The sequence below is a fragment of the Roseburia sp. genome (genome assembly GCF_041325975.1).
Taxonomy (GTDB): Bacteria; Bacillota; Clostridia; order Lachnospirales; family Lachnospiraceae; genus Roseburia; species Roseburia rectibacter.
Window position 1 is genome coordinate 74,781 of record NZ_JBGLEJ010000003.1, and the last position, 15,206, is coordinate 89,986.

14 protein-coding genes are annotated in these 15,206 nt (G+C 35.7%); all 14 read right to left on the reverse strand.

All coding sequences use genetic code 11. The features are described 5' to 3' along the window. Window positions 1–162: 162 nt before the first annotated feature. Window positions 163–822: a hypothetical protein gene (locus ACDD58_RS00720; RefSeq protein ID WP_370775026.1), complete on the reverse strand. Its 660-nt coding sequence runs from the start codon at window positions 820–822 to the stop codon at window positions 163–165. Further along, window positions 822–2,072 carry an AAA family ATPase gene (locus ACDD58_RS00725; RefSeq protein WP_370775027.1) on the reverse strand — a complete coding sequence of 417 codons (1,251 nt, stop codon included), beginning with the start codon at window positions 2,070–2,072 and terminating at the stop codon, window positions 822–824. The genes ACDD58_RS00720 and ACDD58_RS00725 overlap by 1 nt, the downstream gene beginning before the upstream one ends. 92 nt (window positions 2,073–2,164) lie before the next feature. Next, entirely contained in the window at window positions 2,165–4,162 is a 1,998-nt protein-coding gene (locus tag ACDD58_RS00730) for a UvrD-helicase domain-containing protein (RefSeq protein WP_370775029.1), read from the reverse strand. Next, a complete protein-coding gene (locus tag ACDD58_RS00735) occupies window positions 4,147–6,324 on the reverse strand; it encodes an AAA family ATPase (protein WP_370775031.1) in 2,178 nt (725 codons plus the stop codon). The genes ACDD58_RS00730 and ACDD58_RS00735 overlap by 16 nt, the downstream gene beginning before the upstream one ends. Window positions 6,325–6,553: 229 nt before the next feature. After that, window positions 6,554–6,895, reverse strand: a complete 342-nt coding sequence (locus ACDD58_RS00740) for a hypothetical protein (protein ID WP_370775034.1) — start codon at window positions 6,893–6,895, stop codon at window positions 6,554–6,556. A 105-nt stretch (window positions 6,896–7,000) separates the two neighbouring features. After that, window positions 7,001–8,299, reverse strand: coding sequence for an AbiH family protein (locus ACDD58_RS00745; RefSeq protein WP_370775037.1), 1,299 nt, complete (start codon window positions 8,297–8,299; stop codon window positions 7,001–7,003). Window positions 8,300–8,359: 60 nt separating this feature from the next. Beyond that, complete coding sequence (locus ACDD58_RS00750; protein WP_370775039.1) at window positions 8,360–9,094, reverse strand: hypothetical protein; 735 nt, start codon at window positions 9,092–9,094, stop codon at window positions 8,360–8,362. Window positions 9,095–9,305: 211 nt separating this feature from the next. Continuing rightward, window positions 9,306–9,662, reverse strand: coding sequence for a hypothetical protein (locus ACDD58_RS00755; protein WP_370775042.1), 357 nt, complete (start codon window positions 9,660–9,662; stop codon window positions 9,306–9,308). Between the two features lie 31 nt (window positions 9,663–9,693). Then, a complete protein-coding gene (locus ACDD58_RS00760; RefSeq protein WP_370775044.1) occupies window positions 9,694–10,050 on the reverse strand; it encodes a hypothetical protein in 357 nt (118 codons plus the stop codon). Between the two features lie 78 nt (window positions 10,051–10,128). Next, window positions 10,129–11,853 carry a hypothetical protein gene (locus ACDD58_RS00765; protein ID WP_370775046.1) on the reverse strand — a complete coding sequence of 575 codons (1,725 nt, stop codon included), beginning with the start codon at window positions 11,851–11,853 and terminating at the stop codon, window positions 10,129–10,131. Between the two features lie 17 nt (window positions 11,854–11,870). Further along, window positions 11,871–13,112 carry a ComEC/Rec2 family competence protein gene (locus ACDD58_RS00770; protein WP_370775048.1) on the reverse strand — a complete coding sequence of 414 codons (1,242 nt, stop codon included), beginning with the start codon at window positions 13,110–13,112 and terminating at the stop codon, window positions 11,871–11,873. A gap of 252 nt (window positions 13,113–13,364) precedes the next feature. Beyond that, window positions 13,365–14,330: a transposase gene (locus ACDD58_RS00775; protein ID WP_370775051.1), complete on the reverse strand. Its 966-nt coding sequence runs from the start codon at window positions 14,328–14,330 to the stop codon at window positions 13,365–13,367. A 345-nt stretch (window positions 14,331–14,675) separates the two neighbouring features. Further along, complete coding sequence (locus ACDD58_RS00780; RefSeq protein WP_370775052.1) at window positions 14,676–14,960, reverse strand: hypothetical protein; 285 nt, start codon at window positions 14,958–14,960, stop codon at window positions 14,676–14,678. Between the two features lie 2 nt (window positions 14,961–14,962). Beyond that, window positions 14,963–15,094, reverse strand: coding sequence for a hypothetical protein (locus ACDD58_RS00785; protein WP_270846614.1), 132 nt, complete (start codon window positions 15,092–15,094; stop codon window positions 14,963–14,965). Window positions 15,095–15,206: the final 112 nt, after the last annotated feature.

The following is a 15,206-nucleotide window of genomic DNA, read 5'->3' on the forward strand; positions in this document are numbered from 1 at the left end:
ATTGTATGATGATTATGCAGTTCATTCATTGTAACATTCGTTAATCTAATCATTACTTTTACCTCTCTTTCTTTTGGATTTTAGATTACTTTGCTAAGTATACGCTTGAGGCGGGTGGGTTGTCAAGAGGTGGTGAAGAAAAGGCTGCAGAATTGCCACAGTTTAATGCAAATATTCTATCAGATCAGGATATTTTTCTTGATTCTCTCTTATGTAATTTCTTTTAAATGCAGCAAATCTCGATTCTCTTCGCAATAATGATTTTATTTTTCGTAATGCAAATTTCTGCTGTTTTGGATCCTGCATTTCTTCCAATGAATCATACAGTTTATTCATTTCCCGGTTTAATTCCTGAAACCGGAAATCACTTTTGTACACTCTCATACCTGTATTTTTCAGATTAAATACTTCTGTGATTAATTTTGCCGTCAACGCCGCCTGCCTGTTTTCGTTGTTTACTGCATGTACATCAATCTCATTGCCCTGCAAACGAAAAATGATCGACTCTTCCGGGGCATCCTTACAACAATCAATGATTCCCTCATCATAAATACGCTGGTTTTTCACATTATTGCAATGCCCACACGACCAGAAAAGATTATTCCAGTCAAATTTTCGCTCTGGATATTTTCCGTCAAAATGTGGCAGTAAATGTTCCACCTGGGCATCCTGCAGTTCACTCAATTCACGTATATAACATTTATTATGAAAATCTTCCTTCAACTGCTTTACGACATCCGGCATCGAATAACTTCCTTTTACTTTCTGTGCCTCTACTGCCAGTGATGCTGGAGCGGGAAAACTGCGTTCTACTTTTACCATTAGATATCCTCCCTGCTCCTTAGTCCCTCTTTTAATCTTTGGTACTCAGTCGTAAGATTAAGCGCCAGATAATCCGGGACTTCATTTAAATACATTTCCAGTTCTGCAATTTCATCAAAATCTTCTTCTGTCAGTTTTTCTTTATTTGCCAGTTCTTTATAACGGTCAAACTTCTTCTGCAACAGCACTGACATCTCATTTGCATTAAAATATCCTTCTACAATTCCTGTATATGGCACATCTGACAGTCCATCTTTAACCAGAAGTTTCTTTTCCAGATCATAAATAACTGCGTTATCCACACTGTTGATAATAAACGGCGAATGTGTCGACATAATGAACTGGATATTGGGGAAAATCGATGTCAACAGATCCAGAATTTTGCGTTGCAATTCCAAATGCAGGTGTGTCTCTATTTCATCGATCAGAACAATTCCGGCTACTGAAAAATCAAATCTTCTTTCAGTCTGGCTTTCCATACGAATGATCAGGTCAACTACAATATCCAAAACTGCTGCATAGCCGCTGGAAAGCTCATTAAAATCAAACGGATCTCTGCCTTCCATATGAATCGTAAACTGAAACGTTTCCTCGTCAAATACAAGTTCTACCGAGTCATCATCAAAGATTCTTTTTAACAGATTATCAAAATTTTGAAACCACGCTGCTATCTGATCTGCTTTCTCCTTTTTTCCACCTGTGACAGCTAAAGCCTGCGTCATTTTCAGATCGAGGAGATATTTTACAAAGTCCTGGCGTGGCGTTTCTTTAATAGAATAATCCTTTTTTAGAGCTACTTTTTCTACATGCTGTGGAATCTGGGCTTTGAAAATGCGGTCTGCTTTGTAGTAGGCGGTTACGAATTTGCCCTGGGAGAACAACGGCAAAATATCATACAATGAAACATTCATATCCAATATCACTCCACCGCTTGTGGTTTCAATCCGATATTCACACCTCTTTACCCTCTCTCTTTTTAAATCAATTTCATATTTCTCTCTCCCTTGCTCTATATAAGATTGCAAGTTTTTTATTCTTATTTTCAAAGTTTCTATACTTTCCATAGGCTCTCTTGAGCTAGTAACAGAATTCAAAAATACTGCCAACGCATCCAACAGACTCGTCTTTCCACTTCCATTTTTGCCAGTAATAATCAGATGTTTCATCCGATCCTTTGATAAAGGAATTTCAATATTTTTCAAATGACGCACTTGATTTATTTTAATATCGGTAATAAAAATCTGGTCCACTTTTCCCTCATTTCTGATTCTGCCAAATCCGGTCTTTCTTAAACAGTTACATTATTTAACTTTATTATACACATTGATGGGCAATTTTCCATTTAATTTTTTGGCAATCCCATTTTACACTCACAAACTTCAAATCCCATTTTACTGAATGTATCAATGAATTGTTGTTCATAACTTTCCACTTTCCTAGCAGATACAAAAACCGTCAACTCCTTTTTCGCTCTGGAACACCCCACATAAAATAATTTATACGCCAGCAAAATATTTTTTATTTTATTAATGTTTGCATAATTTTTTACATATTTATGGGTCTTTGACCCCTTTATACCATTCTGATAATAATCTTGATAACAATATTTATAATACACATTATCACCAAATTTTGAATCTATTTCTTCTACACATTTTTTTATACTTCCATAAACATCCTTATAATCATCTGCACCCTTTAAAAAATCCTTTTCAATCCCCTGTTTCATATTTTCAATAGCATCTTTATATTCATAATAAAATTTTTGTAGTGACTGAAATTCCACAGAAACCTTTACATTCATTTTAAAGAACTCATACATTGTCACACCAAGGCTCGGACAATCTTCTGCTATAAAGAAAACTTTTTCATGCCCTTCCCCTTTTACTCCGTGTTGTGTTGAAACTTCCTGCCGCTCCAATCCTCTGCACAAATTTACAAACTCTTTTACCGGAACATTTAATAGATCCTGATATTGCTCACTAAAAAATTGCTCTGCCACATCTTTTTTTATGAGATTATTTTCTGAAAAAAATTGGATAAACTGTAATATGGTTTTATCTGACATTTCCGCATACATTTCATTTATCTCTTCCAATGTCTTTTTCAGTCGCTGCTTATCACTATGCATTTTTACATCAAGATTATTTATCAGAAAAAATTTATCTTTTCCGGTTTCCTTATTACGCAATATCTGTATCACCATGCCATATTCTTTACGTTTAAAATACTGTAATATTCGATCGACAGTAAACAAGAACCGGAATAATACGTCCGGATTCTCATCTTCATTTTTCGTCAAAACATCCGGTACTGAATATCTCCTCCCCCATCCGTATAACTTATTATCGTTTTCGTCCTTTAAGTTTTCTACCAGGCTATATAATTCCCCCGCTCCAATTTGAAGGAAACGTTCCTTATTTGTAACATACAGTTTCAGAACATCTCCCTCTATTTCTTTTTCCTCTTTTTTTACCAGTTCATTCACATCATCCGTAATCATCAACCTCGGCTTGCTGCCTAAAATATCACGCCTGTTATCCGGCGGCATCTGGGCATATTCGTCATTGCCATAAATATTATTCAGTAAATTTATGATTGCAGGCGTAGACCGGTAATTTGTTCTTAATTTCTCACTAGTGTCAAACTCTTCAAATTTCCGTTGGAAAGATCCGTCATATTTGTCATAAATCTGCTGCATCTGATCCCCAAACAAATATAACTTTGACTTGCTGTCTTTTACACAGTCATAAAAAAACTCCAACACATTTGCTGACGTATCCTGATACTCATCCAAAAATATATACTTGAAACATTCTGTCAGTTTTGTGCGGACAACCGGATATTTTTTCTCTATCTCTACCGAAAATGAAAGTAGATCATCATGCCCAACCCCTCCATCATATAAACTATTAAATTCCCTCTCATTATAATAAATTTTAGTAATATTCTTTGTTATAGTTTCATATTCCAATTCTCCATATTTTTCCCTGTAATACTTTCCGCTCTCACTTTGTTCTCCTTTTTCCTTATCTCTTTCTATCTTTTCTTTTATCTTATCCTTATATAAATCCAGATACAGCTTCACTATCTTTGAATTTGTAAAATAAGACTTCATAAATTCCGAAAGAAACGCATGAATCGTCATTATTTTTACTGAATACCCTTCTAACCTGCGCTGTAACTCTTCAACGGCTCTGTTTGTATAGGTAATACACAAGATAGATGTAATGTGTTCCTCTCTGATAAGTTTTTCTATCCGCTGATAAATTGTCGTCGTTTTTCCACTTCCGGCAGGCGCATTTACCAGGAACAAATTATCTCTTACTCTGTCAGCCACTTTAATCCCTCCTCTATATATGACGGAAGCACATCTTTTTCCTTTTTATTTAAAAGGACAGAATACATAAAATCCGTTTTATAGCTACTTGTTGCATTTACTATTTCACGCACACTCAACATCTCTTCCGCTTCTTCCAATATCTCAGCTTCTTCTATTTCCTGTTTCACATTCTTATCATTTTTCTGTGGAATTTTAAATTCCAGCTTACTATCTTCCTTCTTTTTCTCCCAGTCCCCTCTTGATCGTGTATCTTCTATGCTCAGATCATAAAGTTTAGCCAGCATCGCCTCTTCCAACGTTCTGGTACAGCCATCTTTTTCTCCCTGAAAGCTGACCATAATATAATCTCCAATTTTATTTTCTCCCAGCTTCTGCCATTCATATAAATCTTTAATTTTAAGCTTAAATCTGCTCGTAGCCTTCTTTTTCCCCTTTTGATGCAAATAATAATCCTTCAATCCGCCATTTGTTGTATAACTTCCTTTTATTTTATCAATCGTCTTTTCCTGTTTTTCATAATCTATATCTGTTAAAATAAGAGTTTTTATTTTAAGGAATTCTATCAACTCCCTGTACCGATGAGTGTATGCACCTCCCACTTGCACAAATGCAATATATTGTTGCTCTAATGCCCGATATTCGGTTCTCTGCAGCAGCCGTTTCAGATACATACGTTCTGTATCCCCTTCAAACATGATAACCTTATCCGCAAAAATTATATCTGCAAAATTTATCTGATATAAAATGTTATACTCGTTTTCAATATCCTTTTTATTTAATTTCAAATCATTTAAAAACATACACATATCACATATTCTTTTTTCAAAAATTTTTGATGTCTTGCGAACTACCCGTATTGCAGATATTCCTGCAATCCTTACCACTTCGCTTGCATGTGTCGTCACAATTCCCTGCATTTTTTTATCTTTATACATTTTAAGCAGATAACGCACAAATTCTTTTTGCATTTGTGGATGCATATGCGCTTCCGGTTCTTCTATTACAAAAAAATTTACCTTTTTCTTCTGCTCGTCATCTTCAAGTTCTTTCAGGTATTTCTGAAGCTGCAGATGCATATAAATCATGTTGGAATATCCCAACCCCTGTGTTTCTTCTCCAAAATAATACTGATACCCCTCAATTTTATATTTTGCTTTTGATACATTCTGCAACAGTTCCTTTATATCTGAATCTGTAACATCCGGTTCGATTACAATTGCTTCTTTTCTTCCCCCATTTGTCTGGCTGATATTAGTCATTACTGTATTTAATTCATATAATAAATTATCTGTAAGATTTCCCTGAATATCAACTTTAGATATCAAATCCATAATCGAATCCGGCCATTCTTCAAACACTTTTTTCCACTTTTCTTTGCCAATAAATTCAATCATCGCCGAACTGATCGTCTTTTTCTTTTTGTCTCCCTTTTCATCCGGCATATCCCGGTTTGCCCAAATATGTCTGTAATGAAACAATTTGTAAAAATCCTTTGGTTCTTCAATTTTTTGCAAATTTTCATAATTTTTGTCAGTATAAAAAAACTGTTCCCGATAGCATTGTTCTACTATATGTATGATAAACTGCTCTAGCCTGTCCTTTCCTTTTTCCGATCCATCCTTTCCCAAAACACTTTCTAAAATTTTCTTACATTTATCAAATTGTTTGTCTAATAAATTGATAAACAAATTTGGCATGAACTCATATTGATATAAAAAATAAAACCGATATGTTTTCTCGTCTAAGTCCATCAAGTACGGAGAAAACAATTCTATGGTATCCTCCTTATCATAACCTATTTCCAACTTTACTTTCATGCTTTCCCGTTCTATCTGATCAGCAAATTGAGCCGGATTCTCCACAGAACCAATTAATTTATCCTGAAGCGCCTTAATAAATTCTTCTTTTTCTTTAGCGGTTCCATAACTATCCTTTATTAAGTTTTCACAGTCTCCGACCCATTTGTGATACATTTCAACCGGCAGGTCATTTGTGGAAATTTTTACAGATGTTTCCCCAAACAGACGATTCATCAACTCTATGACCGATGTTTTACCACTATTATTGGCACCAGCTAAAAATGTGATACCATCTTCCATATAAATAGATTCATGTATAAACTGTCTGTAATTATAGATATCCAGTAATTTAAGTTTCATTTTCTTCCTCCCATTTTCCTATCATATTGCTCACCTTTTCCAGATTGTATAATATTATCATACTATTATTTTCATATGTAGTCCAGACTATTCCAATCGTTTTGTTGACTTATACATATTTCCCATAAATGCAGAACACACGACTTTCACCCGTTAGAGCGCGCCCATGGGGCGCAAACCAAAAATAAGGAGACGAAAATCGTCTCCTCACAATTAGCTTCTATTTCATTTATACTGTCTTCTTCCCAAACATCCTAAGATACTCCTGAGCCGACTGCAGCGAAATATTCAACTTTACCTGCAACCTTTTTAAAATATCCTCATCCGGCAAGCCAAGGTCACTGCAGGTATCTACAATTCCACGTGCTTCTCCCCGTGCCTCTCCCTCTTTTGCCGTCTCCTCAAACACACTCCACATACTGTTTCCTCCCTCCTGCTTCAACGCATCAAAATCAATCTTACAGTTGGCTGCTCCAGCCACTGTTTTAAGTATCGTATCGCTGACTTCATGCTCCTTTGTGTATTCGATTGCTTTTTCTTTTTTATCTCTTATCGAATTATTTTGATCCATTTTATCATGTAATCTGATCAGTGTTCTTAATGTATCTATGGCACCTTTTTCTATCTTAACAGTATTTATATACAGCCTCCTCGTTACTGTTTGTTTAAAATACTGCTAATTTTTCCACACGCATTCTCTCTGCTGTCGAAATTCAATTGTCTTACTTCTTCCCCCCGTTCTTCGTATCAGCTCATCCTGCCCTATAATTTTAACAAGATTTGCGATCTGCTGTCCCATCACATCCCGATTGAGATAAAATATTGTAGTATATACATTCTCATTCAGGATCAATTCTCTTAAAATATCTTTATCTGTTATATCAAGGGAATGTCCAAAAATATACACGTTATGCATTTTACATTTCCGCTCCCGGATTTCCGACGCCTGTAAACGGTGTATCATGCGTTCAATATCATTCCCCACATATTCATTCGCCCGGTTGATGATTCTTTCCTTTTCCTGTAAAAAATCATCATATTCTTCCTGAATTGTCTCCACCCAATCCTTATATTTACATCCGGTTCCTTTATATATTCTCTGATAAAATTTTTTAAAAGCAATAAACTCGGTTTCCTTGTTTTTTCTTTCATCTGTAAGATACTCATCAATTCCCAGGACCATATTATTGTTTTCCATCGTATTGAGGAGTTTCACCCTGCCATGAATATAATCAATATCAGCCTGCATTTGTTGTCCATTCAGATAAAGCCGCTCATATGTATTTGTGTAGTTAAAGCATAACACTTTACAATATCTTATCTGCTCCTCTCCGTCTGAACATTGAACATTTTCTTTTACAATTTCATCTATATCCGGCAAAACATAATTACATTCTATTTTTTCCACATAATCTGTCAGATAGATTTCTAATGCCCGGATCAGTTTATTCAGATCATTATATAACCGGTCTCTGATTTCTTTATAGGTAATGCTTTCACATTTTTCATGCGTCAATGCACTAACAGCTCTGATGGACGTCGTATATTTAGCATACTTTTTATACAAAAAAGTATTTGACAAATTGCCCATTGTTTCTGACAATTCACTTTTTTCTAATTTTTTACCATCCTTAGGAAACATATCCTGATCCAGCGACTGAATCACTTTGCTTATCTCACTCTCAAAATCAATCCAATTTTCCTTCTGGTACATTGGATTCTGAAGGAAATATTCTATCCATATATTATCTTTTACAAGCTGTTCCAATTCTTTACAAAGCTTTTGTTCACTAAAAATCAGATGATTGATATATTCATATACCGATTTCTCAGCATTATTTAATCCTCCCTGCTGCAGTATCTGGGGTGTATTGATAATATTCAGGAAACGTTCAACAAATCCAAGAAAATCCTGATATCTTGTAGGCAGATCATGAGCCAGATCAAATCCATTTCCAATCACAAGTATATTCATCGAATTATCCCCCAAAATATCTTAAAAGTTCCTGCTTTGTTCCGTAAAAAAATTCAGCTGTCATAGAATCTCTTTTCCTCTTCCAACCGTTGCACAGATCCTCTTTTCCAGCCTTTCTTGTAAATCTATTTCATCTTCCCAGAAAATCGTATTAATCTGTGCCACATCAAAATGTACCTCTTTCCGTTCATTTTTTCTGCAGGATAGTATTATCGGTTTTCCTTTTGCTGCTGCATAACCTGCTTCATAATAAACTCCACCACGCTGTTTACTCAAATCTGCGATCACAAATACAGCATCCTCAATTTCTTTATAGATTTCCGGCACGATTTGATGATTATGTTCTTTTTCATCAATAAAGACCGGTTCATAACCACAATTTTTCACTGCCATTTCAATTTTTCTTCTGGCCTTGTTTAACTCATCCGCAAAACACATTGCAACAAATACTTTTTGTTTTTTACTATCCAGCCATAACAGACATTCTTCAAGCTGATACTCGCTCAACCCAGAAATTACTTTCATTCCAAATTCTTTATAAAGTCTGCATGTTTCCGGAACATTTACAACAGATTCCAATACCGCGTATGCAAATTCAACCGGATCCTCAATTTTCTCAATCCGCTTGTAAACTTCGTCATAATCAGCTTCATAGTACAAACATGCATTTTCATCACAATAATTTAAAGTCCTGTTCTTTATTGCAGTATCCAGCTCCCACCCCATACAATTATATAAATGAATAAGCATATCATAACTGATACCTTTCCAGTCTTCCTGCATCTCCAGATACATATGCGATCCCAAAAACCTTTTTCACTTATAGCATTCATCATTGTTTCCTGCTCTTCTAATTCCCAGCTTTTCTGATAACCAACGTATGTATTTTCTACCCATACACGAAAAAGTTCGAAACGTTCTGTAATGTTTTCTGTTCCGTCAATATCATTTATTTTTTGCTTAAACATCCATAAATTCATTTGTGTTCATCCCCCATGCTTTTCTTTTACACTGTCTTCTTCCCAAATATCCTAAGATACTCCTGTGCCGCCTGCAGCGAAATATCCAGTTTCATCTGCAGCCTTTTTAAAATATCTTCATCCGGCAAGCCAAGGTCACTACAAGTATCTATAATTCCTTCCGCTTTTCCACGCACTTCTCCCTCTTTCGCCGTCTCCTCAAACACACTCCACATATTGTTTCCTCCCTCCTGCTTCAACACATCAAAAACAATCTTACAGTTGGCTGCTCCAGCCACCGTTTTAAGTATCGTATCGCTGACTTTATGTTCCTTCGTGTATTCAATTGCTTTTTCTTTTTTATCTCTTATCGAATTATCTTGATCCAACAGGATTTTAAACAAATTAAATAAGTCCCGTCCGCCGTTATCCAGCCTAAACAATTAAGTTCAACTGTGAAAACGGGAAAGATACTTTTCCGTCAGCAATATGCAGTTTTATCTTCTTACCCACATTATTTTCTATCAACGTGTTAATCATTTGATTTGAAACTCTCTTACGGTTGTTCAGTTCCAGGACTGTATCCTTAATATTGACCGTAATACACCTGTCTAAAGTATACACAAAAACTTTCAGCCAGATAAATGAGCTGTAATCGCCACCCACTACATAGGTTCCGTTACCTCCTGGATATCTACGGTCATACCGATATTGATCCTTTCCTTTCACTCCCTGTTTGAGATAAATCGTATTCGTTGTGTCAAATCTAATATCTACAATTCTGCCCTTCATAAAATGGCACCTCCTTTTTTTGATGATACCATTTTGCCATAATTTACCTAATTAAATAATGAGAAAACTACCGAAATTTTATAATATAATCAAATCTTTCATTCCATACGACTCATACTGAAATGCTTTTTCCCCTGATACAATTCCAATGAAAAAAATAAATACAAGTGTATTACTGTGAAAGGCAATTTTTGTTATAAACCGACTTTCCGTTCCATTGCTATAATATATAGGAAACTCAAAAATGAACTCTTTATATAAATATCCACCATCCCACATATCTATGGCGCAATCTTTGGCTCTCATTTTTATCTCATCCGTCATTCGGGTTATTGCTGTTTCATCATACGCCAACTCTCTTCCTAAATCCCATTGCTGTTTCATACCGGCGTAATCAACAAAGCTGATATTTGTTGCCCGTTCTATAGAGCCTGCTAATTCAGCCAGCATTACTTGTGCAAGACTTCTCGGTAAAATAATCCTCTCTACAGTATGTACCAAGGCATCGTCAATAAATTCCAGATCTTTCCAGTTATGTAGTTGAAAGTCTAATGTTTTACGCCTTATTTTAACAAATAATTTTTCTATTTCTCGTACGGCCTGAAGGTGATGCGACCCTATATCAGCACAATATCTGTTTTCCAGTCTGATTAACCATGCCTGTATTTCTTTTGCCTGTGCAGATTCCGGCGATTTAAGAGCTGCCGTTAATGTTCTTCTCCCTTCTTTTATTCCAAAAGCACTATTCTTTATTCTTACCTGATTTCTTTTACAATATAGTATTTCCTGAATCATAGCCACAAACCAACTGACTATCATTTCTCCTTCAGCAAGTCTAAGCGGCTTATGCTCTCCAATCCATTTACGAAAGTCATCTTTGGTTTTTTTTGCAAGTCGTAATCCAGAATAGTCTTCCTGATCCAACTCTCTGTCTGAGTCAAAAATCAGATAGCGAAATTCACTTATTTGTTCTGATTGATCATTTCTGATAAGTCCATCAAGTATATTCTCCTGATCAATATCTCTCAAAACAAAATTGTCATATTCTGTAAACCTATCTGCATAATCCCGTTCAGCTATCGGATAGAATTCAATACTATCATATGAATCCACCCTGTCCTCTTCCTCACAAACCATTTCATGTGCAATCAGCATCGTATAAAATGATATAAAAATGTCATCGACAGGATCTTTTTCCTCTGGCTCCTTTAGTTTTACTAATATTTCGTCTGTCAGAAACCTCTTTATATTATTTAGTTCAAACTCTGTTTGCTCTTTATTTTCTGGTGCAATCTTTTTTTCATCGTAAGCATATTCAAATACATGTGCGAGAGCATTGTTCCAACGCTGATTTTTCTGGTATAATAGTTTTTTTCTCTGTTCTGCAGCTTCTTTTCCTATCTTGCTTTCCAATTCTTCCATTAGCGCACTTAATGAACCACCGTACAGTGTTTCTGTATCATAAACCGATCTTATATTTGATAAGCAAGGTTTTTGTAAAATCTCTGTCAAACGGTACTTTTTCCTTCCTTGTACGTCTGCGTTCTCATACTCATATTTAAATATAAGTTTTAGAAACTGGCATTTCGAAAAATCGTCGTACTTATTTACATCAAAATGTAAATCATTTTTTAAATGATCTATAATTCCAGACCCGCTTTTATCATGGAATTTTTTCAACAACGCATTATAACTATATCCTTTACTTTCCTGATTTTCACTCTCTAATTCTTTGCAAAGCCTATAAACCGTGCACGGTACACCATCTGGTTTTTCTGTTTTATCTAAGTTAAAATATCCCATAAACACTTATCCATTTTCTATTTGTATTCTGAATATCCTGTTTCCCAGTTAAGTTTAATATAATAATCCGCATCCTCTGTTTTATACAAATTTCCGTGTTTTCCAAAGCTATTTAAAACCTTCTGACTAAAAATTCCATTAAATGCCTTATCTCTTCCCATTAAAATCTGCGCTTTACTATTTTGTGCACATGTCCAGACATCATGTGGATTATAAATAAAACCCCCATGCCTACATATATTACGGCAATGTCCATTAACACTTCCATGATGTGAAATGCAATAATAATCAGATTGTTTCATGTGTGGATAGCATGTATCTACATTATCCCATCCATCCGTTTCAATATCGCCTGGAAATAGCATTGATCTTCCTGCAAGTATTATCTGATATAAAACAGAGGAATTATTTATCTCGTTTTTCGGAGCCGGATTCTTTGCACTAAAACTACTTTTAGGATATAAAATGCAAATTTCTCTCGTGGAATTACCAGCTACAGGATCTATAAACTTTACGCCCAACGCCCGTAATTTTGCTAATGTTCTGGTATAAGTAGCCTGTGTCCACGGATAATACAAATTCATCCAGACTTCTGTATTACAATCTATATTTCCTTTTCTTATCAGATACTCTATTCCACTAATATGATCATAGTGAATATGCGTAATGAACAGTTTTGATATTTTATCTGTTCCATACTCATCTAAAATATCTGTCAGACATTTATCTAAATTAGATGCGTAATTTCTGCTGGAATACGTTGTTTCTCTTACCGAGCAATCTACAAGCCATAGAATGCTCCTGCCTTCTTTTCTAAATGCTATTATTGAACAGTTTCCATGACCCACATTCACATGATAAGAACAAATATCAGAGACATTATCATAATTATCAACATCTGGCTCATTGTTTTCATTTTCATATCTGAGAGACCGGGTAATTACATTATTTAATTCTTTATATACAGCCACCACAGGATCGTTTTCAGCTGATACTATACTCTTTTCGTTATAATACACATAAGTTCCCTGTGTTATACCGTCATCAATTTCAATATTTCTTATATTTACATCTAATGACTGAACAGCAGATTCATCGTCTATACTGTCCTTAATTAAAATTATATGATCCGGCTTTATTCTCTCTGTGTCAGATACTCTGTCCTGAAATGTAATATCCTGATCTATTCTTCTTAAATAATCGTTTTCATTTCCATAATAAAATCCATGCACAAAATAAATTTCTTCTTTCTTATCCATAATACCTCTCCTCTCCAGTTATTCAACTCCCAGCACTTTAAACGTCCGTACTCCATAGGACTCGTATACCCTGATGCTTTCATCGTCCTTAATTCGTTGTACCATATAAAGCGATTGATTTCTTTTGTAGTATAATAAGATAATACAATAGGATTGCCCATTTTGCAAGCAATCCTATTCCCATAGATCAAAGATGCCCCGACGACAGCTCTGGCAACCATACCCGGATGGATAAACCAGCTTCTATTTCATTTATACAGTCTTCTTCCCAAATATCCTAAGATACTCCTGCGCCGCCTGCAGCGAAATATTCAACTTTACCTGCAGCCTTTTTAAAATATCCTCATCTGGCAAGCCAAGGTCACTACAAGTATCTATAATTCCCTCCGCTTTTCCACGCACTTCTCCACGCGCTTCTCCCTCTTTCGCTGTCTCTTCAAACACACTCCACATACTGTTTCCTCCCTCCTGCTTCAACGCATCAAAATCAATCTTACAGCTGGCTGCTCCAGCCACCGTTTTAAGTATCGTATCGCTGACTTCATGTTCCTTTGTGTATTCGATTGCTTTTTCTTTTTTATCTCTTATGGAATTATTTTGATCCAACAGGATTTTAAACAGGTTAAATAAATCCCGGTTGTTTCCATTATGAAAATACAGATTGTTCTGTCTGGCTTCAACCAGAAGCATACGATAATCATTGACATACGGCGCCATCTCCATGGGGATATTTAAAATCCCATGCAATGATGTTGCTGCATCCCAGTTTTTTTCGCCATAATATAGTACTACCGTGATGACCGGCATCAGGCGGTCTGTCTTTTTCATTCTGGATAAAAATTCATGTTCATCCATGTCAGTTTTATGCTCTTTATATTGTCTGACCAGACTGTCATACTGTTTTTTATAGGTGGCATAATCGTATCCCATGACTCGCAGCGGCATAGCATAATGGATATGCTCCTGTGACTCCAGCCCCAGCAGCACAAACTGTACTCCATACACCGTCGACTTTTTCTGTATCTTGATATTGTCCCTTGTAGCCCTGATACTCTGTATATGCTTCCGATGTGCCAGAATTGCAGACGCTTCTGTATCTTCGTTTTCAAGCTCATATGGTTTGATGACCTGACTGCCACCAAATAATACTGCATTAAAAAGATCTGCAAATTCCTCGTTTCCATTCCAATAATTTTTCAGCACTGTGTCCGGTGTCACAGTTTTCTCCTTCCCTCCGATAATATTCTCCTCCTTTGTGTATTTGGGAGAATATTGTCTGTTCGAATTCTCCCTGCTTTTTATAGTGATTAAAAGCATTGAAAATTCTGTATGCGACCTGCAAAACGTTCTTGGATGACCGTCTGCAGCGTCGTGTTGAACTGATTTTTGAATAGCTTACGCCTGAATAGATAAATAGAATATAATGCTTTGAGGCAATTGTAGCACATTATCAGAAGTTTGTCATTTGATTTTCTTAAATTTTAAGAACTTGTTTATACGGCAGTCATTTTTAACCAAAATCAAAAAACAGGTCTGTCATTTATTGACAAACCTGCTTTGTAATCATTCATTAACTGGAACAAGATCTGCTGCCTTTACCTCAAAATGTTCCCAGCTTGCTTTGTTATTATCCGCCTTGCATAATGACACAATATACCACTTATGATCGGTCGAATCGCTTTTTTGCACATGTGCTCCTACCTCCGCACGACTTGTACAATCCTTGCAGGAGCACATTCCAAATTTTCTACCCGTCTCGTCCTCCCAGAACTCTTTCCATGTCGCAACGTCATTTGGCACTCTGCCTGACGTTCCGTTTAAATTTTTTACTTCTACATAAGAATCCATCTCTATTTTCCTCCTTTTCTTGTCTGTGACAATGCACTTGCTGCAACAGTTTTTGACTTACTGCTTGTACGTCCATCACGAAGAATTCCTGATGCAATGCTTGCAACTTTTTTTGATGTTTGTTTCTTATTCATCTTCTTTTTCCTCCTTATTTTAAGCAAAAAAATCAGATAAACACTTGTCAACTTCCTACTTAACGAGTAAAATAGAGATATTGGTTGTATTATTTATCCAATCTAAAGCAGT